The following is a 23,035-nucleotide window of genomic DNA, read 5'->3' as shown; positions in this document are numbered from 1 at the left end:
CGTTCAGAGGGGCTCTGCCAAGAGCTCCCGGGGTGCTTCTTTTTTTTGCAAGCCGGAATTCGCCCAATTTGATGTAGCAAATGGCCCGTTTTTGAATAACATACGGTATACATGCAAGAGCCTAGGAGGAAACAACCATGGAAAAAAGCATGACAACCGAAAAAGTTACAGCACCGGAACAGACGGATGCTAAAACACTATGTCAAAAGCATATGCATCGTTATGTATGCGTATGGGTGAAGGACGGGACAATGTATGATGGCATTGTAGAGCATGTGGATGATGAAAAGATATACTTAGCCGTTCCTATGGGTGGAGACGAGATGGAGAATGTCAATGTTAATCTCCCGTATCCGCCTAACAATTGTGGCTGCGGTTCCCGTGCTTATGGTGGCTATGCATCTTATCCTCCGTATCCGTACCCGTACCCGTATCCAGTACCTGCTTATGCATATGGGTTCCCCTACGGACGCCGTCGCTTTAATCGTTTGATTCTGCCACTTGCAGCGTTGACAGCGATCAGCTTGCTGCCTTATTACTAATCCTAATTTCTTAGTCGCCAGATATAGTGAATTCTCTGCTCTCTCCCGCCTACAGCTCTTGTACAGTACAAGGGACTTTAAGGCGCATCCATACATCATCACCATGCAAGGCTGTTTCTTCCATCATGAAGAAACAGTCTCTTTTTCACATATTCTATCCCCAATATGATCCAATAATTGAAACTGTATCAGTACAGTTCAATGAAATGAGGTATCCTGTTTATCCATAAAGCATGGTAACATCTAGCGTGTAAAGAAACATAAGACGGAATAAGCATGTAATGAAATGAGCATGTAATGAGTATGTAAAGAGCAGGTGGGTGGATATTGTGAAAAAATATGTATCAATTTTATTGGATATAGAGCTTAAAATTCGCGAGGGACAATATAAATCAGGTTACAAGCTACCGTCGGTCCGTGAGGCTTCAGAATTATATAGATGCAGCAAAAGCACGATTCTGCGGGCATATTCTGAACTTGAAAAGAAACACGCCATCTATTCCATACCGCAAAGTGGATACTATGTAGTGGAAAATTCGGGCGATTTACACCATAGTCATATGCAAGACTCCGTTGATTTTGCTTCGGCCTCCCCGGATTTAAATGTATTCCCTTATCTGGATTTCCAACATTGTTTGAATCAGGCTATTGATACCTACAAATATCATCTGTTCACTTATGGCGATTCGCAAGGACTGGAAACACTGCGTCATACGTTGGTTTCCCATTTGGCTAATACTCAGGTGTTTGCAAAAATGGATCGGATTATCGTTACTTCGGGTGTTCAGCAGGCATTGGAGATACTCGCTAAAATGCCGTTTCCCAATGGCAAAGAAAAGGTTTTGGTCGAGCAGCCAAGTTACGATATTTATTTGCGCTTTCTGGAGGAAGAGAACATACCCGTCAGTACCATCGTCCGGACAGCGAAAGGTATGGATTTTCACGAATTGGAGAATCAATTTAAGAACGAGAGCATCAAGTTTTTTTATACCATGTCAAGATATCATAATCCATTAGGGATCTCATATAACACAGAGGAGCGAAAAGCGATAGCTGCCTTAGCCGCCAAATATGATGTGTACATCGTAGAAGATGACTATATGGCAGATTTGGGGGCCGATCATCTTTTTGATCCCATTTATGCATACGACCATTCGGACCATGTTATTTATTTGAAAAGCTTCTCGAAAATCATTTTCCCAGGCTTGCGATTAGGAGTTGCGGTATTGCCAGAAGTCCTATTAAAGACGTTTAACGCTTATAAAAGATATGTCGACACATCTATGTTGTCTCAGGCGGCGCTTGATATTTATATTAAAAATGGAATGTATGAACGCCACAAGCACACGATATGTAAACTGTATTCGGAGCGCATTCGTACTCTGAACAAGGCCGTGGAACGATACAATCAGGCCGGATACGTTCAGACTTCAGCTGTAACCTCAGGAGTTTATATGCAGTTTAAACTGCCTCGGACAGTGAATTTGGAACGCTTGGTACAGTGTCTTTCTGCGAGGAACATCCAGGTTGTAGCTGGCAAAGGTTTTTATTTATCAGGCTATAGGGAACAAGAGAAGTTTTTGCGCATAAGTATTTCGCGCGCGCAGCTGGATCAAATTGATGGAGGGGTGAAAGCCATTGTAGAGGAAGTTAGTAAGGGAAACTGGTATTAAGACCCTTTTTCCGTTATGATACATATAGAAACATAAGTATAACCAAACATGGCTGTATATGTTTCTATTCAGTGTGGGAAATACATAACTTTGAATGCCGAGAGCAAGGGGGGGTTGTGTCTATTTGCTTAGGATCGGCTCACTGCCAAAGGAGGGTTTTGAATGGACGATCTGTTTTTGAAAATTGTGGATGGAACCATCCCCAGCAAGAAGGTGTTGGAAACCGACAATGTGCTCGCATTTCATGACATCCAGCCTGCGGCGCCAGTACACGTGCTCATTATTCCCAAAAAATATATTCCTTCAATGAACGCTGTGACGGAGGAGGATCTTCCTCTTATCGCGGAGATTCATCGTGTTGCGGTTGAGGTTGCAAAAAAGTTAGGAATCGCCGAGTCTGGTTATCGGTTGATTAACAACTGTGGCCCGGATAGTGGACAAGCGGTGGGGCATCTGCATTATCACTTACTGGGCGGCGCCAAATTGGGTGCCCTGACAGGTATTTCGGACTCACATTCTTAAAAAATGACAGAGCTTGTCTTTTCAGTAATACGGATGTGAATGGAGAAAAGTGGCCCTTTATGTATTCATTTTTTCTTATAGGTTGACACCTGGTTTCCGTTTCACCTATAATAAAATTTGATGAACCGTGTTATTGCTCTTGGACGGTCTGGTCGGAGGGAGGGAAAACTGGTGTCTGAAACTAAAGTTCGCAAAAACGAGACAATTGATGCTGCACTTCGTCGCTTTAAACGTTCCATTGCTAAGGATGGCGTATTGGCTGAGGTGAAGAAACGCAAGCATTATGAAAAGCCAAGCGTAAAGCGCAAGAAAAAGTCCGAGGCTGCTCGTAAGAGAAAGTTCTAGGAGGATCTAAGCAATCATGAATTTGAGCGAACGATTGAACGAAGATATGAAGCAAGCAATGAAGAGTAAGGACAAGTTCAAACTCTCCACCATTCGAATGGTTCGTTCTACGATTAAAAATCTTGAAATAGATTTGAAACGGGATTTGGACGACAACGAAGTGCTTGATATTCTGAGTCGTGAGATCAAACAGCGAAAAGATGCCCTCCATGAATTTGAAAAAGCCGGTCGTGATGAACTTGCGACAAGCACTAAAGCAGAAATAGAGATCATCGCTCAGTACCTTCCCGAACAACTTTCTGAGGAAGAAATTAAAGTTATTGTACAGCAGACCATCCAGGAAACCGGTGCTTCTTCGAAAGCCGAGATGGGGAAAGTAATGACGGCCTTGATGCCTAAGGTAAAAGGCCGCGCTGACGGTAAGCTCGTGAACCAAGCGGTTCAGCAATTTCTGCAATAAACCTGCGACAAACAGGAAAACACAACACCCTCTGTTTACAGAGGGTGTTATTTCTATATATGTGTTGCCTACCATAGAATGTAATGATGAGAAGATTCTTATATGTAAGCGCTATTGTTAATTATGTGAAACGTGATGTTCATTGGGTGCGTAAAGTATTTGGCAGCCGTCAGGATTAGCAATATACCCAATAATTTCACATTAAATCCTGAAAACTGTATAGTTTGTCTAACAAAGTTTGGTATGCTGTAACATAGAGAGATCGAAAGGGGGAGAGAAATGCATAGAGAACATCACCACTCCAGTCGCAAATGGATCCTTTTAACGTTGTGGATTATGGTATCCGTTTTGCTGTTGCCCTTAGTTCATTCCGAATCAGCGGCGGCCCAAACTAAAGGTGGAGCTGTGTTTGTTATACCAGTCGATCAGGAAATTGAGCATGGCCTGGGCAAATTTATGGAACGTGGATTTGCAGAAGCAGCAGATTCCAAAGCAGGTCTGATTTTACTGGATATTAACACTCCCGGTGGACGGGTAGATACAGCGGAGAAGCTGGGCAAACTGATTAAAGACAGTCCAATTCCGACCGTAGCCTATATAAGGGGCGAAGCGGCCTCAGCGGGTAGCTATATTGCGTTGAGCGCAAACAAGATTGTTATGAAACCGGGGAGTATTATCGGAGCAGCAGCGTTAGTAGACGGCAGGGGGCAGGCTATCACAGATCCAAAAACGATAGCCTGGTGGAAGAGTAGCATGGCATCTGCCGCAGAAGCTGGCGGACGTAATCCGGATATTGCCAGAGGTATGGTTGACTCTAAAACGACCATATCTATTCCTGAGATGAACTTTAACAAGGAAAATGGTCAGATCATTTCTTTAACCAGTGAGGAAGCGCTGAAGTTGGGTTATGCGGATCACATCGCGTCTTCCGAACAAGAGGTTATTCAGTGGATGGGTTACAGCACGGATGATGTCATTCATGTGGAGCGAACATGGGCTGAAAAAGCAGCCGAGATATTGACCAACCCAATTGTACAGACGTTGCTTTTATTTATCGGTATCGCAGGTATTGTTATTGAGTTGATCGTACCCGGTTTTGGTGTACCGGGAATTTTGGGCATACTCGGATTTGGTTTGTATTTTTTCGGCAATTATATCGCTGGTTTTGCAGGTTCGGAGACGTGGTTGTTGTTTATTATCGGTCTGGCTCTGCTTATACTTGAAATGTTCATCCCGAGTTTTGGTATTTTGGGCATTCTGGGTTCCGTCAGCCTTGTCGCCGGAGTTGTTCGTGCAGCATACAACATGCAGCATGCGTTTATATCTTTGGGCATTGCCTTTGCAGCTGCGGTTGCCGTGGTAGCGATCATCGCGGTTGTATTCAAGGACCGAGGGATATGGAACCGTTTTATACTTAAAGAAAGTTTAACGGCTGAACAAGGTTTTTCTTCAGTTGTGAACCGGGAAATGCTATTAGGTCAAAGGGGTGTCAGTCTGACTCCACTTCGTCCAGCCGGAACGGTGCTGATCGCTGATGAGCGAGTCGATGTTGTAACGAACGGCGAGTTTATTGCTACAGATATGCCGATTATAGTATCCAAAGTAGAAGGCGGGCGAATTGTGGTCAAGGCAGACACTAGCGTCTAAACAAGCAAATAACAAAGAATTAGATTAATGGAGGATGATGCGAGTGTTCGAATCGGGTATTGTCAGCGTTTTGCTGATTGCCGTTGTAGTGATTATTGTATTGAGCGTATTTTTTAGTTTCTTCCCGGTGATGCTGTGGATTTCAGCATTGGCTTCGGGTGTGCGCATTGGCATCATTACGCTGGTAGCTATGCGCTTACGGCGCGTCACGCCAAGCCGAATTGTCAATCCGCTCATTAAGGCAACCAAGGCGGGTCTGGGCTTGAACATCAACCAGCTGGAAAGCCACTTTCTCGCAGGAGGGAATGTAGACCGAGTGATCAATGCGTTGATTGCTGCGCAGCGTGCTAACATTCCGCTTGAGTTTGAACGTGCGGCAGCGATTGATCTTGCTGGACGGGATGTTCTGCAAGCGGTCCAAATGAGCGTTAATCCGCGTGTTATTGAGACACCTATTGTTGCTGCGGTCGCCAAGGATGGTATTGAAGTGAAGGTTAAAGCTCGTGTTACGGTGCGTGCCAACATTGATCGACTTGTTGGGGGGGCTGGAGAAGAAACGATTATTGCACGGGTCGGTGAAGGTATTGTTACGACCGTAGGTTCCAGTAACTCGCATAAGGACGTGCTGGAGAACCCGGATTCAATTTCAAGAACCGTATTGTCCAAAGGTTTGGATGCCGGGACAGCATTTGAAATCCTGTCCATTGATATTGCGGACGTTGATGTAGGTAAAAATATCGGTGCTTTTCTGCAAACAGAGCAGGCGGAAGCCGACAAACGTATTGCGCAGGCAAAAGCGGAAGAGCGGCGTGCGATGGCTGTAGCGCAGGAGCAGGAAATGAAGGCACGTGTTGTAGAAATGAGAGCACGCGTGGTGGAATCCGAATCCGAAGTACCGCTGGCAATGGCTGAAGCGCTACGCGGCGGGAAGCTTGGTGTCATGGACTATATGAATTTGAAAAATATTGAGGCGGATACGCAAATGCGTGGCTCCTTAGGCAAACCGAATGAGAACTCGGGGAATGACAACAAAAACCGGGATTAATAACGGGACATAGCCGATGAATTACGGCAGCTAGGTGGTGAGTAATGAACTTTATCAGCTGGATCTTTGAACATTTGTATATCCTGATCGTGATTGGCTTTGCTTTGGTGTCCTTTTTGGGGAAAAGCATCCAAGGTACAGGGCGGAAATCACCGCCGCGAAAAGGTATGCCTACCTTTGGTGGTGATCATGGTTCTCGTGGACCCTCGACGTCATCCAGACCCTTCACAATGGAACATGGGCAAGAGCAACGTCAGCAGGATATTGCTGGAGAGTTGCAACGTCAATTTCCTAATGAACGACGGACGGTTATGGAAGCTCGTCGCATAGAAGAAATGGGCGATCGGTCGGAAACCGAAGAACGGATGGACCGGGATTTATTAGATAATGGTTCGACTCTAGAGGACCGGATCCGTGCTATGGAAGAAGAACGAAAAATGGTTTTAGCCCGTCTCGATCGTATATCCAATGCGAGGGAGTCAGGGGAAATTACAGATGCGCCAGAGATAGCTTCGCAAGACCGTAATACGGTGGATACGGCTGATCTGCGCAGAGGTGTGATTTGGGCAGAAATATTAGGTCCTCCACGTTCCAAGCGCTACATGGGTGGAGGAAGACGTTAAAATGATAGTGGATCCGTCACGGCTTTGGCTGTGGCGGATCTTTTTTTGTGATGCTTTAGGAATACATAACCATGCTCGGAATAAAAAGTGAATTAACGACAAATGCTCTAATTACCTGACAACGAATGTGATAATCCCTTGTGTGCTCTAGCTTTCTCACATTTGTTGTCATCTAAAATGGTGGCATTTTGTCTAATTTAGCGTCTCATTTATGAAAATATATTCCTGAAAAATGATCAAATGTAACAATATGAATGGAGCTTTCCGAAAGCAGTTTTCATTTTTTCTTTTTTATATATAATGTTCTCAATGATAGATACTTATGAAATTCACTCCAAATTTACCTAAAATTTTATTTATATCGAGGTGATACAACAAGGTCATAAAAATGGAAAAATTAATTTTTAGGAGGATGGGATCGATGGGAAATAGCTTGTTTAGAAAGAAGAGCATTGATCAGTTGATTGCCGCTACGCGAGGGGAAAAAGCACTCAAAAGGGAATTGGGTGCGTTTGATTTAACGATGCTTGGAATTGGAGCCATTATCGGAACGGGAATTTTTGTGTTGACAGGTACAGGAGCAGTTACGGCTGGTCCAGGCTTGGTTCTTTCTTTTGTGATTGCGGGACTCGCGTGTTTATTCGCAGCATTGGCTTATGCGGAGTTTGCATCCACCGTTCCAGTATCCGGTTCTGTTTACACTTTTACATATGCTACGATGGGGGAGCTATTGGCCTTTATTATTGGATGGGATTTAATTTTGGAATACATGCTGGCAGCCAGCGCCGTTTCCGCAGGTTGGTCGGGTTACTTTGTATCATTTTTGAACGGAATTGGCCTTCACATTCCGCTTGAATTCACTGCTGCACCGGGGGCTTTGAAAGACCAAACTACTTATTTTAATCTCCCAGCTTTTTTAATTTTGATGGGTATCACGTTCTTGCTTTATTTAGGGATAAAAGAATCAAAACGGATAAACAACATCATGGTAATCATAAAAATTGTTGTTATTTTATTATTTATCATCGTTGCTTTTAAATATGTGAAGCCAGATAACTGGACACCGTTTATGCCGTTTGGGTTCAGTGGGGTGTTTGGAGCCGCAGCTCTTGTGTTTTTTTCTTTTATTGGTTTTGATGCTGTTTCATCGGCGGCTGAAGAAACTAAAAATCCCACTACTGATTTACCGCGAGGCATTATTTTCTCACTCATTATTTGTACGTTTTTGTATGTCATTGTTAGCGCGATTATGACTGGTATAGTACCGTTTATGCAATTTGAAGGTATCTCTCACCCCGTGTCATTGGTATTGCAGGTTGCGGGCCAGAACTGGGTTGCAGGTATTGTAGATATAGGAGCCATCTTAGGGATGACAACGGTCATGCTGGTAATGCTCTATGGTCAAACTCGTATTATGTTTGCTATGTCACGTGACGGCTTAGTCCCCAAAGTATTATCCAAGGTTCATTCCAAATACAAAACGCCCTACATTAACACGTTGTTTTTCGGCACTTTATCTGCATTAATGGGTGGACTGATTCCGCTGGATGAGTTAGCAAGTTTGGTGAACATTGGAACCTTGTCAGCATTTATTCTGATTTCGGTCGCCGTTATCGTTATGAGAAAAACACAACCTGACTTGCCAAGGGCCTTCCGATGTCCTGGAGTTCCGTATATCCCGATCCTGGCTATCGTTTCATGTGGGGTGCTCATTCTTAATTTGAATGGCCAGACATTTATTCGCTTTATTATTTGGCTTGTCATTGGTATGGCTGTTTACTTCTTATACTCTAGAAAAAACTCTCTTTTAAATCGAGATAGCGAAAAATAACCGTGTCATTTAATGAAATTCAAAAAAAGACAACCTTTGTTCTCAATATGAAAATGAGGTTGTCTTTTTTGTTGGGAATTTTGAAAGGACACATCTTTTTCCTCTGCAATATAGTAGCTACTACGAATTGTAAGTTTAGCCTCATAAATGCCGCGACTGGATCATAAAATGTACAGTACAGATATCTGTGGCACTGGTGTAATGGTGTTCACTGATCATAAGAATATAAGATGGAAAGCCAGCAGCGTAGCTGCCTTGAAACATCTATGGGTACCGGATGGCAATAACAGAAGATGAAAAAATAGCAGCGTGCTGTCATCAAAACAACTCTAGCCGTTGGATAACAAATATTTTGATGACAGGAAGGGAGATTTCGCCGTATGAGCAGGATGAGCCGCAAACTGCGAAAGTGGGCCAGCGAGACGCTGGAGCTTCCGCAGGACATTCTATTTGACCTGCCGCGGTTAACCCTCATCGGCAGCCGTCAGCTTTATGTGGAGAATCACCGGGGCGTGGTGGATTTCACGCCGGATCAGCTCGTACTTGCACTTGCGCAAGGCAGGCTGAGGGTGTCCGGCCATGATCTAGTCATTACGTCTATTCTGCCAGAGCAGGTAAGTGTGGAGGGACATATAACGGATATCCAAATGGAAGGAACGGAGGAAGGCTCGTGAAACATCCTGCTTTAGCAAAGCTGCGTGGTACGGTTACCCTTGCTATCAAGGGCGAAAGTGTGGAAGCTTTCATTAATTTACTCACCGATCACCATTTACCTGTGTGGAACGTGCGGCCGATGGGTACTAGACATGCAGAAATGAACCTTCTACTGCCGCACGTCTTCCTCCTACGCCCGCTTTTGAGAAGGACAGGCTGTAAAATGCATGTTCTGAAGCGGCAAGGGCTTCCCTTTACTGCTGCACGACTTGCCAAACGTAAGTTTTTCCTGGCTGGATTGGCTTTGTTCTGGATAGGTCTCCTGCTGATGTCTTCACTTATCTGGGACATTGAAGTAAAGGGGAATGATAAACTATCGACGGAATCCGTTCTCAAAGCCGCTCGACAGGAGGGGCTGTATCCATTTCAATGGAGCTTTCGTCTATCCAGTCAAGACAAGCTTTCACGTGCGCTCATGCAGAAGCTTCCAGAGGCATCCTGGATCGGTGTGGAAAAGCAGGGTACTTTGGTGACGATTCAGGTTGTTGAAGCTTCACAGCCTACCCCTGCGCCGCTCTACAGCCCTCGTCATATCATTAGTAAGGCAGATGCGGTAGTTACTGAAATTTTTGCCGAGCAGGGTCGTCCTGTCGTGCATAAAAATACGCGTGTCAAAAAAGGAGCCATCCTCATCTCTGGAACGCTTGGAGATGAGGAGAACCAACAGCAGGTCGTAGCCAAAGGAGAGGTTAAGGGTCTTGTATGGCATGAATACGAAATTAGCAGTCCCATGGTGCAACGCAGCAGCACGTATACAGGTACCAGTCACGACCGCTTGTATCTGGTATTAGGCAACCGTGCGATACAATTATGGGGATATGGGAAAATACCTTATTCTACACATAAAACAACAGTTGAACATGATCCGCTAACATGGCGTTCCTACAAACTTCCGGTGGGTTGGATGACCGAAAGTGTGAGAGAGACAAAGATACAGGAGCAGAAGCTTACGGAAGCAGAAGCGAAAATGTCAGGTTTAGAAGGCGCGCGAGCTGATATTTTAGCTAAATACGGCAAAGGAACGAAAATAATGAGCCAAAAAATTTTGCATGAGAAGAGAGAGAATGGTAAAGTTTATATGAAAGTGCTTTTTGAAGTGGAGCAGGATATTGCGGAAGAACTTCCGTTAGTTCATAACCAAGGAGAATGAGGCTATTTGGCAGAACAACAACGCAGCATACAAATTGCATTGAACAATGCGGGAGAAGGACAGGCGTTATTTGGCCCGCAGGATTCCTTTTTGAAATTAATCGAAGCAGCTATTCCCGCAAAAATAGCATCTCGAGAGGCAGAAGTTAATGTTTTTGGTAATGCTCACGAGGTGGAAGTGCTCGAACAATTGTTCGACGTATTACTCCAGTTAATTCGCAATGGGTATATACTGACCGAAAGGGATGTCCATTATGCGATTGAACTGGCAAAAGATTTGCGCGCTGATCAGCTGCTCGATTTGTTCAAGGGTGAAATTACGACGACGTTCCGGGGTAAACCGATTCGCGTCAAAACGATTGGACAAAAGCACTATGTAACCACGATTAAGAAACGCGATATTGTATTTGGAATTGGCCCGGCGGGTACTGGTAAAACCTATCTGGCTGTAGTGCTGGCCGTAGCTGCCCTGAAGGAAGGTTCAGTCAAGCGCATTGTACTGACTCGTCCTGCGGTGGAAGCAGGTGAAAATTTAGGTTTTTTACCAGGGGATTTACAGGAAAAGGTTGATCCGTATTTACGCCCATTGTATGATGCCCTATACGATGTGATGGGCCCAGAGCAGACTGCAAAGGCACTGGAGCGCGGATTAATAGAAATTGCACCTTTGGCTTATATGCGGGGACGTACGCTGGATGACTCCTTTATTATTCTGGACGAAGCGCAAAACACTACACCCGAGCAAATGAAAATGTTTTTGACTCGACTTGGCTTCGGCTCCAAAATGGTCATTACCGGCGATGTCACGCAAATTGATTTGCCTCGTGGCAAAAAATCCGGTCTGATTGAAGCAAATGCGATTTTACAAGGGATTGAGGAAATAGGCTTTGTCCAGTTTGCAGAAGAGGATGTTGTCCGTCATTCCCTGGTTCAAAAAATTATTGTTGCTTATGACCGAGTTGCCGAAAATCAAGGATAGTCATTCAATCACGAGTATGCCGTGTACGACCAGAAAAAGTATAAAATGAGCAGTGTAGCTGCCTTGAAAAAGATGATGGAGAGGGATTGTTTTAGATGACCTCGAAGGAATTATCTAAAGGGAAAACGTTCCAGCATAGAATGAATGGATGGAAGTATAGCGTGGCGACACGCTATCTTCTGTTTTTATTTTTGGTGGTTCTTTTTTATGTAGGCTTTGCGTCCAAGCTGCTTCCCGAGCGTTATGATATTCGGGTAAATCAACCGAGTGAAAAGGAAATTGTCGCCCCGATGCAGCTTCCTAACAGTAAGGCGACTTTGAAGGCTCAAGAGGAATCAGCTGAACGTGTGCAGCCCATGTATACCATTGTGCCCGTTCGCAACGATAACCTGATTACTGGTATTTTGGATCGAATTGAACGGCTCAATCAGGATGACCAGGTCTCCAGAGCAGATAAGATTTCGATTTATAAGGATGAGATTCCGCAACGTGCACGGGAATTTGTACAAAATTTTGTGAATAACAGCCGTAATGCGGATGCCTACCCAGATAAGTTGCTGGATGAAGTGCTGGAAAAAACGAAAGAGCAAACGTACCGAATTCCAGAGGAGACATTCATTAAAATTCCGCGCCTTACATCTGAGGATATTGCTGAAATGCGGCCTGTTGCCCGTGAGATTGTGACAGGGTTGATGAATGATCAAATTACGGATGCTCAGACAGCCCGAGCGAAAGTAGCTGAGCGGGTTAGTACAAGCTCGCTTACTAAGCGTACTTCACGGGAGGTTGTTCAGGAACTTGCAAGGCTTGTGATTACCGCCAACAAGTTTTATGATGATACAGCTACGAAGGACGCAAAGGTACAGGCTCGTGAAGATACACCGACAGTTTACATTAAACAGGGTGAAGTACTCGTCAAGAAGGGTGAGATTATTACCCAGGAAATCTATACACTGCTTGATGAAAATGAATTGCTCAAGGATAAAATCAATTATTGGCCACAATTTGGACTGCTGATGCTGTCTATGATGCTGGCATTGGGCCTGTTTATGTATATTCGTCAATTTCAATCACGAACACGAAACTTCAAGTATAATAATGCGCAGTTGCTCATGCTAGTATTAATCTTTGTGATAACAGTTGGAGCAATGATGTTAATTTCCATACTGCAGAACAATGAACGTTCCTATCTCGGCTATCTGGCGCCTATCGCGCTTGGAGCTATGCTTGTAACGCTGTTGCTTGATATGTCGTTGGCTTTCGTATGTGCCGTTATATTCAGTATATTGGCAAGTGTTATTTTGAATGTCCGTCAGGGACAAATTTTCGACTTTAATTTTGGATTTTTTGCTATTGTGGTCTGTCTGGCAGCGATTTTCTCTACTCATCGAGCCAGCCAGCGTTCAACACTGTTCAAAGGGGCGATTATGGTATGCCTGTTCGGTGCCCTGTCTGTTTTTTCTCTGGCACTGATTGACCAAGGGAATTGGACTCAAACGACGACGCTCTATGGGGTAGCTTTTGCTTTTGCAGGCGGTCTGATAACAGCAATACTTGTTATTGGGCTAATGCCATTTTTTGAGTCTACCTTTGGTATCTTGTCGGCACTGAAGCTTGTTGAGCTGTCAAATCCCAATCATCCATTGCTCCGCAAGCTGCTTACGGAGACACCGGGAACGTATCATCATAGTGTAATGGTGGGTAATCTGTCAGAGGCCGCAGCGGAGGCTATAGGGGCAAACGGCTTGTTGTGCCGGGTTGGTTCGTATTATCATGATATTGGTAAAACCAAGAGGCCTTCGTACTTCATTGAAAATCAAAATGGGTTGGAAAATCCACATGATACAATAGAGCCCAAGCTGAGCAAATCCATCATTATCGCCCATGCTCGTGACGGCGTGGAAATGCAATTGGATTACAAGCTGCCCAAGCCCATTCGCGATATTGCCGAGCAGCACCACGGAACGACATTCTTACACTATTTTTATCACAAGGCGTTGCGCGAAGCTGAAGAGCGGGGGGTGGAGCCTGACTTCACGGAGGATGATTTCCGTTATCCGGGACCGAAGGCTCAGTCTAAAGAGTCTGCTGTGGTGGGAATTGCTGATAGCGTGGAGGCAGCAGTTCGTTCCTTACGGAAGCCGACAGTGGAACAGGTTGAATCCATGATTGAGAAAATTATTAAGAGCCGTCTTGATGATCACCAATTTAACGACTGCGAGCTGACCATGCGGGAGCTTGATATCGTGGCTCAAACCCTCAAGGAAACAGTAATGGGGATTTTCCATTCCCGTATTGAGTATCCGGAGGAAAGGCCCAAGTCTGAAAACGGAAAAGCTTAATATAACTTGTGCATGAAGTACGGTTAGAGCACTAGAATTAAAAGGAGCGGTTGGCATGGGCCTTCAATTAGCTTGGAATAATGAACAAAACGATATGGTAATTAACGAATCCTTGATTACGCTGCTGAACACCTTATTAGAGGAGGCAGGCAAAGTGGAAGGAGTCACTGACGGTGAGGTAGCCCTTACCTTCGTTAATGATGAGCAAATTCATGAGTTGAACAGGGACTATCGGGGAATTGATCGTCCCACCGATGTGTTGTCTTTTGCTATGAAGGAAACACTGGATGAAGAGCTTGAAATTATTTACGAACCGAATGATGAAAATTCATTGAATGATGTACCTGATGTTTTGGGGGATATTATAATCTCTGTACAAACAGCGCAAGCTCAGAGTGAAGAATACGGACATTCGATTGAGCGTGAAATCGGTTTTTTGTTTGTTCACGGCTTTCTTCATCTGTTAGGCTATGATCATCAGGATGATGTGAGTGAAGCTGAAATGATGGGCAAACAGGAAGCTGTACTGGCTCAAGCGGGGTTGACAAGGTAATGAGACGTCAGCCTTGGAGAATGACTTTTCGCTATGCGGCAGAAGGCGTGATGTACGCTCTGCGTACGCAAGTAAATATGCGGATACATGTGGCCGTGGCGCTCCTTGTCATTGTAGCAGGCTTAACTCTGCACATCTCCCGGCTCGACTGGTTATTCGTCTGCGTGGCTATCGCTATAGTCATTGTAGCCGAACTGTTCAACACCGCTGTTGAAGCAGCGGTGGATCTCATCTCACCTGATATTCATCCGCTGGCCAAAGCGGCTAAAGACACCGCCGCCGGAGCCGTGCTCCTGGCAGCGGTTTTTGCTGTAATTATTGGTATATTTGTGTTTTATAGGCCTATGTTGACGTTAATTAGTTCGCTGTTTTAATGGAAAAACCAAAATAAAATAGGTGCTTAATCGCGCTGGAGGAAATGAAATGGCTAAGAAACACTTTAAATCAGGCTTTGTCGCAATTGTTGGCAGACCTAATGTCGGAAAATCAACACTGATGAACCACGTCATTGGGCAGAAGATCGCCATTATGTCAGACAAGCCACAAACTACACGCAACAAAATTCACGGCGTATTTACTACAGAGGACACGCAAATTGTATTTTTGGATACACCCGGGATTCATAAGCGTCAGTCAAAATTAGGCGATTACATGAATCAGACTGCTTTTAATACGTTGGGTGAAGTAGAAGCGGTACTTTTTCTTATTGACGCTGCTGAAGGTCTAGGCGGTGGCGACCGTTTTATTGCGGAACAGCTTAAACAAGTAAAAACGCCAGTTATTTTGGTGCTGAATAAAATTGATCGTATTGAGCCAGAAGCATTGTTACCCCTGATTGAGCAGTATCGCAAGTTGTACGACTTTGCAGAAATCGTACCCATCTCGGCCAAAATGGGCAACAATGTAAACACCCTGCTGGAGCAGGTGCAAAAATACTTACCAGAAGGTCCGCAATATTATCCGGATGATCAAATTACCGATCATCCAGAACAGTTTGTCATTGCCGAGCTGGTGCGTGAAAAAATTCTGCATATGACACGTGAGGAAGTACCCCATTCTATTGCGGTTATGATTGAAGACATGAAAGTGCAGGATAATGGTGTAGTGCATATTATGGCTGTTATTTTTGTAGAACGTGACTCCCAGAAGGGGATTATTATCGGCAAACAGGGAGCCATGCTCAAAGAAGTGGGCAAACAGGCACGCCAGGATATCCAAAACCTGTTAGGCTCCAAGATTTTCCTGGAACTTTGGGTTAAGGTCAAAAAAGACTGGCGCAACCAGGAACGCGTCCTTCGTGACCTTGGCTTTCATCGCGACGCTTAAAAACAGAACTCGATTCTACGTCACTTTAGTTCAAGGGTTTATTGAGGTTAAAAATTGATATTATATAAATATGTATAGTTGTAGTAAGCATCATAAAAAAGCCGTCCCGATCTCTTGGCTGAGATAGTAATAGTCTCCTGATCATTTAAAGCGCCGCGTATGTGCGGCGCTTAACTTCTTGCTCTTTTTATCCTTTTCTTCCAGCGATGAAATAGGTGTGCTTTAAAAAAGGCCTTGTATGCACGATGTGCGGAGCGAAGGATTTGAATCTGAAGAAGCGATAGCGTTCGCCTTTACCCCCGAATTTAACCCTTTGTATGTTTTACATTCAAATAAATTCGGGGGTAACAGCGATCGTAAGATCAAATCATTTGCGAAGCGTATTCCATTCTACATACAGCAGCCTTTTTTAACGCAATCCATTTATTTCATCGCATACTTCCCTTCTCTTCGCATCATCCTAATTTTGAGATGCAAACGTCATTTCCGAAGAGAGGATGAATACGATTGCGAGATTTTTCGTGGAAGTATTTTGCGATGACTGGAGATGTCGGTGCGTATCTGTTATACCGGGAGAGCGCCATGACAAGGGAGCAAGATACGGATGAAGGAGAGTCGGACGAGCATGAAGAAGCCCGTGAATAGTACAAGCCACTGGCTTCTTCGCGAATGTTTGGGGGAAGAGGCATGCTTTACAGGGTGGAAGGAATCGTCATCCGCAGCATGGATTACGGTGAGGGGAACAAAATTATTACGCTTTGCACCGAAAGCGGAGGCAAAGCAGGCGTGCTGGTCAGAGGTGCAAAAAAGTCCAAAAGCCGTCACGCTGCTTTAACGCAGCCGTTTACGTACGGTGAATTCGTTTTTTTTCGAAACACAGGCTTAGGCACGTTGAATGCCGGTGAAATCATCCAATCCCACCATACATTACGCGAGGATATTACTAAGGCTGCTTACGCTTCCTATGCTTGTGAATTACTCGATCGGGTGTTACAGGATGAGGAAACAGGTGCGTTCTGGTTTAAGCAGCTAAAAGCATGTTTGGAGGCGCTGGAGAGTGGCAAAGATCCGCTGATCGTCATGAGTATTTATGAATTTAAAATATTGCAGGCGGCCGGATATGCTCCTCAGCTTGATGCATGTATTTCAAGTGGTCAACAATGTGCTGATGAAGATATGTTTGTCAGTCCGAGACTAGGCGGAGTTTTGTGTCGGAGCTACAAGCATTTTGATCCAGCGGCATTGAGCGTGACTCCACGTACATTGAAGTTGCTGCGCTTGTTCGCCAGAATGGATTTGAATCGGCTCGGCAACATTGACGTGAAGGACTCCACCAAGCTGGAGATCAAACATGTCATGCGTCAGTTCATGGATATGCAGTTGGAGGTCAAGCTGAAATCCCGCAATTTCTTGGATCAGCTCGACAAATACGATATGTGAAACGCCCTATTCTCTTGACTGTATTGCTGAAACCGTGTAATATCCTACTATATATCTCCTTCGGGAGCAGATGCATTGAACGAGAAAGTAGCGGGATGTATTCTCTGTAATTAGCGAGTTGGGGACGGTGTAAGCCCAGCGGGAATTCTTCGTGAACAAGGCACTCGGGAGCGTCTGAATGGACACGGAAAAGAGGATTACGATCTGATTGGTGATATAGGATCGCAATCAAGTAGGGTGGAACCGCGGGAGTCAGCTCTCGTCCCTACGTCTGTACAGGCGTAGAGGCGGGGGCTTTTTGCTGTCTCTAGCAAGGCTTTTGGGATAAAATAGCCCTGTACATACGAGCTTAATGAGAAGAAATCACCAACATTTGAGAGAAGTGGAAAGGGAGCGTGTACCAATGAATTTTCAGCAGATGATTTTAACGCTGCAACAATTTTGGGCTGAACACAACTGTATTATTGTACAGCCGTATGACACGGAAAAAGGGGCAGGCACGATGAACCCAATGACGTATTTACGTTCGATCGGACCTGAGCCGTGGAATGTAGCTTATGTTGAGCCTTCTCGTCGTCCGTCAGACGGACGTTATGGTGAGAACCCGAATCGCCTGTATCAGCATCATCAGTTCCAAGTCGTTTTGAAGCCTTCACCGGATAACATTCAGGAATTGTATTTGGAGAGTTTGAGCCGTTTGGGCATTAACCCTCTGGAGCATGATATTCGTTTCGTTGAAGACAACTGGGAAGCACCGACGTTGGGAGCGTGGGGCTTAGGTTGGGAAGTATGGCTGGACGGTATGGAAATTACCCAATTCACCTATTTCCAGCAAGTGGGCGGTATTGATGCCAGTCCGGTTGCGGTAGAAATCACGTATGGTATGGAACGTCTTGCTTCCTACATCCAGGACAAGGAGAATGTGTTCGATTTGGAGTGGGTCAATGGAATCACGTACGGTGATGTCTTCCACCAGCCTGAATTTGAGCATTCCAAGTATACGTTCGAAGTATCTGACGTCAAAATGCTCTTTACTCTTTTCAATATGTACGAAGAAGAGGCAAATAAAGCGATGGCGCAGCATCTTGTATTTCCAGCCTATGATTATGTGCTGAAATGTTCTCATGCGTTCAACTTGCTGGACGCTCGCGGAGCGATCAGTGTGACGGAACGGACTGGGTTTATTATACGAGTGCGCAATTTGGCGCGTCAGGTGGCTGCGACCTATCTGGAGGAGCGCGAGAAGCTGGGCTTCCCGCTGTTGAAGAAAGGAGGTGCGGCAAATGTCTAAGGATTTATTGTTTGAGATCGGATTGGAAGAAGTCCCTGCACGTTTTATCCCGAATGCAATTCAGCAGTTGAAGCAGCGTATGACGGCGTGGCTTGACAGCTCGCGTATTGCTTATGGTGCTGTAGAGGCTTATGCTACACCTCGCCGTTTGGCGGTACTTGTCAAGGAAGTAGCGGAGAAGCAAGAAGATATTAACGAAGAAGTTAAAGGTCCTTCCCGCAAAATCGCACTCGACGAAGCTGGTAACTGGAGCAAGGCTGCACTAGGCTTTGCTCGTAGCCAAGGTGTTGATCCTGAACAGTTCACGTTCAAGGAGCTTGGAGGCGTCGAATATATTTACGCAACTAAGAGCAGCATAGGTGTACCAACAGCGGAAGTGCTGTCCGAAGGTTTATTGCACATTTTACATGCGATGACATTCCCTAAATTCATGCGCTGGGCAAGTTATGACTTTAAATTTGTTCGTCCGATCCGCTGGTTGATTGCCTTGTTTGGTAACGATATTGTTAATTTGGAGATTGCCGGCGTACAGTCAGGAAATGTGACAAGAGGGCATCGTTTCCTGGGACAGGATGCCGTTGTAGAAAGTCCAGCTGACTATGTTGAAGTACTTCGCAAGCAGCATGTCATTGTGGACATTGAGGAACGTCAAACGCTTATTGTAAAGCAGATTGAAGCGTTGGCAGCCGAAAAAGATTGGACGATTGCGGTCAAGGATGATTTGCTGGAAGAAGTGCTGTATTTGGTGGAAACCCCAACAGTACTGTTCGGAGGTTTTGATCCTGCGTTCCTGAACATTCCGAAGGATGTACTCATTACTTCCATGCGTGAACATCAACGCTATTTCCCAGTGCTGGATCGCACAGGAGAGCTACTGCCATACTTTGTTACGGTACGTAACGGAGGAAGTCAATCGCTGGAAGTCATTGCTAAAGGGAATGAAAAAGTATTGCGTGCGCGGCTGTCTGATGCCAAATTCTTTTATGAAGAAGATCAGAAGCTGGAAATTAAGGATGCACTCTCCAAACTGGAAAGTATCGTTTTCCACGAAGAGCTGGGAACGGTTGGAGACAAAGTACGCCGGATTCGCCGTATTGCTGATGCTCTGGTAGAGAAGCTTCGCGTTTCTCCAGATACACAGGAATCGGTTAGTCGAGCAGCGGATATTTGTAAATTTGACCTGGTAACACAAATGGTATATGAGTTCCCGGAACTGCAAGGTGTGATGGGTGAGGACTATGCTCGTAAGGCTGGAGAGAAGGAAGAAGTGGCAAGAGCGGTGTTTGAGCATTACCAGCCGCGTTATGCAGGAGAAACGGTTCCTTCAACGAATGCTGGAGCGATTGTAAGTATCGCAGACAAGATAGATACTATTACAGGCTGCTTCTCCATCGGTATTATTCCAACAGGTTCACAGGACCCTTACGCGCTTCGTCGCCAGGCAGCAGGTATTGTGCAGATTTTGTTGGATCGTAAGCTTTCAGCTACGTTGTCTGATGTGTTCAATATCGCGCTCGATGTGCACGGCAACCTTGGAAATATGAAACGTTCCGCGGATGAAATACGTAAAGAATTACATGAGTTTTTTGGATTACGCGTGAAGAAACTATTGTCTAGGACACTTCGTTATGACGTTGTGGATGCTGTGCTTGCAGCTGGATATGACGACGTTGCTTCCGTTGTTAACCGCGGAGCTGCGTTAATGACTGCCGTACAAACAGGTGAGGTATTCAAAGCAACAGTTGAATCCTTTAATCGTGTAGGTAATCTGGCTGCTAAAGCAGTGCATAAGTCAGTTAATACGGGTGAGTTTACGGAACAAGGCGAAAAAACGCTTTACGAAGCATGGTATAGCGCTTATGAATCTTACAGCGTAGCTCTACAGGAAGGTGATGCGACACGGGCGTTAGCGCTAGCTTCATCCATTACCCCTGCGGTAACGGCGTTCTTTGATTCCGTTATGGTTATGGCTGAGGATGACGCTGTTCGTAATAATCGTTTGGCATTGCTGGCTGTTATTGACTCAGAGCTGAAGCGTTTTGCCGATTTTTCCAAGCTTGTAGTTTAAACGTCAGTTGTGGTAGTATGAACAACTTGAAAAAATGGGTATAAATATACGGAACGGTGTAAGAGTAATCTTGCAGCCGTTCCGTATTTTACTCGAATGCGGATGGGGGATGCTTATGGGGGGAACCGAAACTTTACTGGGTGTGAGGATCGTTGTTGACGGGGACGCTTGTCCTGTTAAAAGTGAAATTGCGGAGATAGCTTCCCGTTTTCATATTGAGGTTATTATGGTATCTTCATATGATCATCTCATTCAGGGCAGCAAAGGTGTAAGCGTCGTTAAAGTAGACCGAAGCGACCAAAGTGCCGATCTCTATATTGCCAATCATATCCGCCGCGGAGATATTGTAACCACCAATGATTATGGTCTTGCTGCACTTGCCTTGGCAAAAGGTTGTGAAGTGATGTCTTTTCGCGGAGCTATGTATCGAAACGATTCGATAGATTTCATGCTTGACCGACGTCATACTTCTGCCAAAGAACGGAAAAAAGGACGTTATGGAAAAGGTCCTAAACCGTTTTCATTAGAGGATCGTGAAGTTTTTCAACATAAACTGACAAAACTTTTACTTCGCTTGCAGGAGAATGAGTAACGGTATCGAATTATATTTACGTGCTAAAGAGATGAAGGTGGTTAATATGAGTGCCGGACAAGGTAACATACCGGACGATATCATTGAGTCAGTTTTACAACATCATGATATTGTAGATACGGTAAGCAAGTACGTGCATTTGACCAAGCAGGGGAAATATATGAAAGGCCTCTGTCCTTTTCATTCCGAAAAAACCCCTTCATTCACCGTGACACCGGATCGTCAGATTTTTTACTGCTACGGCTGCGGCGCGGGAGGCAATGCCATCAAGTTTATGATGGAAATCGAAGGACTATCCTTTCCCGAAGCTGTCAGGACAATGGCAGAAGAAAGTCATATCCCGCTCGGCGAATGGCAGGGACGTGATTCATCGCATCAGCATCCTGAGTTGGACAGGCTGTTGCAAGCGTATGAGTTAACTTCTAAGATGTACCATTTTTTGCTTAAAAATACGGAGCACGGCAAACCAGCTATGGAATACTTGCGCTCACGAGGATTCAGTGACAAGATCATTGATCAATTTCAAATTGGCTATGCACCCAACCGATGGGATACGATCGTTCAGTTTCTGGATAAGCGTTCTTTTGATCCCGTGGAGATGGAAAAGGGAGGGCTTATTTCTCCCCGGCATGAGGGTGATGGATATGTGGATCGATTCAGAGATCGTATCATGTTTCCCATTTGGAATCGCAACGGAAAAGTTATTGCCTTTGCAGGCCGTATACTTGGTGAGGGACAGCCGAAGTATTTGAATTCACCGGAGACCAAGCTATTCAATAAGAGCCGAACGCTGTACAATCTCCATCATGCTAAAACCTCAATTCGCAAGCTTCGCCAAAGTGTTCTTTTTGAAGGCTACGGTGATGTCATCTCGGCATGGGAAGCTGGCGTACAAAATGGGGTGGCCGCCATGGGCACTGCTCTAACAGAGCACCATGCTACGATGTTAAAAGGACTGTGCGACGAGGTCATTATTTGTTATGATGGTGACCGGGCAGGACAAGCTGCTGCGCTTAAAAATTTTCCGCTGTTGGAAAATGCGGGGCTTCACGTGAAAGTAGCGCTGGTCAGTGACGGTATGGACCCGGATGATTTTATCCGGCAATACGGCGGCGAACGATTCCAGCGCCAAATTATCGAAAGTGCCGTTTCAACGGTGAAATTTAAGCTTATATATCTGAAAAAAAACCATATACTGCAAGAGGAAGAAGGAAGAATCGCGTATTCCCGCGAAGCATTAAATGTCATTGCACCTCTGTCATCCCCGACCGAGCGGGAAGTGTATCTGCGCGAAGTGTCAGCCGAAGTCAAGGTGGATTTTGAAACCTTGAAGCAAGAATGCAATTTACTGCGTCAATCCCTGCAAAAAAAACAGAACTTTGGGGATAATAACGAAAATGGGTGGAATAATGGTAGGCATAAAAAAGGGCAGGTCTCCACACCTAATCTGTTGCCGGCTTACCATGTGGCTGAACGCAGACTGCTTCACTGGATGATGCAGGATTTAGAAGCTGCAGAGTATGTAGAAAAGCATCTGGGCGACGCCTTTAATATTGAGGATCATGCAGCAATTGCTGCTTATCTATATGCCTATTACGCGCAAGGGAAGTTACCGGATACAAGCCGTTTTATTTCATCTTTGCAAGACGACCGACTGGAGAAGAACGTAAGTTCGATCATGATGATGGATGCTCCAGGCGTATGGGCACCGCACATTTTGGATGATTATATTCATCAAGTGCGAAAATTTCCATTGCAGGAGCAACTGGATTTGAAGAGGGAAGAAATGAGAGCCGCTGAGCGCTTAGGTGACTTTCTGCGCGCAGCACAAATTGCAAGTGAGATTATAGCCCTAGAGAGACAATGAACACACAGAGGTCGGATGTTTCTAGG

General features: G+C 45.0%; 22 protein-coding genes. All 22 read left to right on the top strand.

The window, feature by feature from the left end; genetic code table 11:
* Nucleotides 1-137: 137 nt before the first annotated feature.
* The 22 genes from MKY98_RS17050 (at nt 138) to dnaG (ending at nt 23,009) form a co-directional block, all read left to right on the top strand.
* Nucleotides 138-542, top strand: a complete 405-nt coding sequence (locus MKY98_RS17050) for a hypothetical protein (RefSeq protein ID WP_029517802.1) — start codon at nt 138-140, stop codon at nt 540-542.
* 329 nt (nt 543-871) lie between these two features.
* Nucleotides 872-2,215, top strand: a complete 1,344-nt coding sequence (locus tag MKY98_RS17045; protein ID WP_069010259.1) for an aminotransferase-like domain-containing protein — start codon at nt 872-874, stop codon at nt 2,213-2,215.
* Nucleotides 2,216-2,377: 162 nt separating this feature from the next.
* Nucleotides 2,378-2,737 carry a histidine triad nucleotide-binding protein gene (locus MKY98_RS17040; RefSeq protein WP_025722131.1) on the top strand — a complete coding sequence of 120 codons (360 nt, stop codon included), beginning with the start codon at nt 2,378-2,380 and terminating at the stop codon, nt 2,735-2,737.
* 171 nt (nt 2,738-2,908) lie between these two features.
* A complete protein-coding gene (gene rpsU, locus MKY98_RS17035) occupies nt 2,909-3,082 on the top strand; it encodes a 30S ribosomal protein S21 (protein ID WP_005547957.1) in 174 nt (57 codons plus the stop codon).
* Between the two features lie 16 nt (nt 3,083-3,098).
* Nucleotides 3,099-3,542, top strand: coding sequence for a GatB/YqeY domain-containing protein (locus MKY98_RS17030; protein ID WP_013311146.1), 444 nt, complete (start codon nt 3,099-3,101; stop codon nt 3,540-3,542).
* Between the two features lie 279 nt (nt 3,543-3,821).
* A complete protein-coding gene (locus MKY98_RS17025) occupies nt 3,822-5,189 on the top strand; it encodes an NfeD family protein (protein WP_069010260.1) in 1,368 nt (455 codons plus the stop codon).
* Nucleotides 5,190-5,232: 43 nt separating this feature from the next.
* Nucleotides 5,233-6,234: a flotillin-like protein FloA gene (floA, locus tag MKY98_RS17020; RefSeq protein WP_029517799.1), complete on the top strand. Its 1,002-nt coding sequence runs from the start codon at nt 5,233-5,235 to the stop codon at nt 6,232-6,234.
* Between the two features lie 44 nt (nt 6,235-6,278).
* A complete protein-coding gene (locus MKY98_RS17015) occupies nt 6,279-6,857 on the top strand; it encodes a hypothetical protein (protein WP_069010261.1) in 579 nt (192 codons plus the stop codon).
* Between the two features lie 421 nt (nt 6,858-7,278).
* Entirely contained in the window at nt 7,279-8,688 is a 1,410-nt protein-coding gene (locus MKY98_RS17010; RefSeq protein WP_029517797.1) for an amino acid permease, read from the top strand.
* Between the two features lie 380 nt (nt 8,689-9,068).
* Nucleotides 9,069-9,362, top strand: coding sequence for a sporulation protein YqfC (yqfC, locus tag MKY98_RS17005; protein ID WP_029517796.1), 294 nt, complete (start codon nt 9,069-9,071; stop codon nt 9,360-9,362).
* Nucleotides 9,359-10,552 carry a sporulation protein YqfD gene (yqfD, locus tag MKY98_RS17000; RefSeq protein ID WP_069010262.1) on the top strand — a complete coding sequence of 398 codons (1,194 nt, stop codon included), beginning with the start codon at nt 9,359-9,361 and terminating at the stop codon, nt 10,550-10,552. Before yqfC ends, yqfD begins: the two co-directional genes overlap by 4 nt.
* 6 nt (nt 10,553-10,558) lie before the next feature.
* Nucleotides 10,559-11,530, top strand: a complete 972-nt coding sequence (locus tag MKY98_RS16995) for a PhoH family protein (protein ID WP_029517794.1) — start codon at nt 10,559-10,561, stop codon at nt 11,528-11,530.
* A 95-nt stretch (nt 11,531-11,625) separates the two neighbouring features.
* Complete coding sequence (locus MKY98_RS16990) at nt 11,626-13,872, top strand: HD family phosphohydrolase (RefSeq protein WP_069010263.1); 2,247 nt, start codon at nt 11,626-11,628, stop codon at nt 13,870-13,872.
* 55 nt (nt 13,873-13,927) lie between these two features.
* The gene (gene ybeY / locus MKY98_RS16985; RefSeq protein WP_029517792.1) at nt 13,928-14,425 is read left to right on the top strand and encodes an rRNA maturation RNase YbeY; all 498 of its coding nucleotides are present in this window, start codon (nt 13,928-13,930) and stop codon (nt 14,423-14,425) included.
* Nucleotides 14,425-14,799: a diacylglycerol kinase family protein gene (locus tag MKY98_RS16980; protein ID WP_025722122.1), complete on the top strand. Its 375-nt coding sequence runs from the start codon at nt 14,425-14,427 to the stop codon at nt 14,797-14,799. Before ybeY ends, MKY98_RS16980 begins: the two co-directional genes overlap by 1 nt.
* Before the next feature lie 49 nt (nt 14,800-14,848).
* On the top strand, nt 14,849-15,751 hold the full coding sequence (era, locus tag MKY98_RS16975; RefSeq protein WP_029517791.1) for a GTPase Era: 903 nt from the start codon (nt 14,849-14,851) through the stop codon (nt 15,749-15,751).
* A gap of 507 nt (nt 15,752-16,258) precedes the next feature.
* A complete protein-coding gene (locus MKY98_RS16970; RefSeq protein ID WP_080658633.1) occupies nt 16,259-16,396 on the top strand; it encodes a YqzL family protein in 138 nt (45 codons plus the stop codon).
* Between the two features lie 42 nt (nt 16,397-16,438).
* Entirely contained in the window at nt 16,439-17,191 is a 753-nt protein-coding gene (gene recO / locus MKY98_RS16965; protein ID WP_013311133.1) for a DNA repair protein RecO, read from the top strand.
* A gap of 403 nt (nt 17,192-17,594) precedes the next feature.
* Nucleotides 17,595-18,482: a glycine--tRNA ligase subunit alpha gene (glyQ, locus tag MKY98_RS16960; protein WP_023989480.1), complete on the top strand. Its 888-nt coding sequence runs from the start codon at nt 17,595-17,597 to the stop codon at nt 18,480-18,482.
* A complete protein-coding gene (gene glyS / locus MKY98_RS16955) occupies nt 18,475-20,550 on the top strand; it encodes a glycine--tRNA ligase subunit beta (protein WP_069010264.1) in 2,076 nt (691 codons plus the stop codon). Before glyQ ends, glyS begins: the two co-directional genes overlap by 8 nt.
* A 115-nt stretch (nt 20,551-20,665) precedes the next feature.
* Nucleotides 20,666-21,142, top strand: coding sequence for a YaiI/YqxD family protein (locus MKY98_RS16950; protein ID WP_069010265.1), 477 nt, complete (start codon nt 20,666-20,668; stop codon nt 21,140-21,142).
* Complete coding sequence (gene dnaG / locus MKY98_RS16945; RefSeq protein ID WP_029517786.1) at nt 21,135-23,009, top strand: DNA primase; 1,875 nt, start codon at nt 21,135-21,137, stop codon at nt 23,007-23,009. The genes MKY98_RS16950 and dnaG overlap by 8 nt, the downstream gene beginning before the upstream one ends.
* Nucleotides 23,010-23,035 lie beyond the last annotated feature (26 nt).

This window comes from Paenibacillus sp. FSL M8-0228, assembly GCF_038007385.1.
Classification (GTDB): Bacteria; Bacillota; Bacilli; order Paenibacillales; family Paenibacillaceae; genus Paenibacillus; species Paenibacillus polymyxa_D.
Note: the sequence above shows the minus strand (reverse complement) of the source record. Positions and strands in the feature narration are given on the sequence as shown.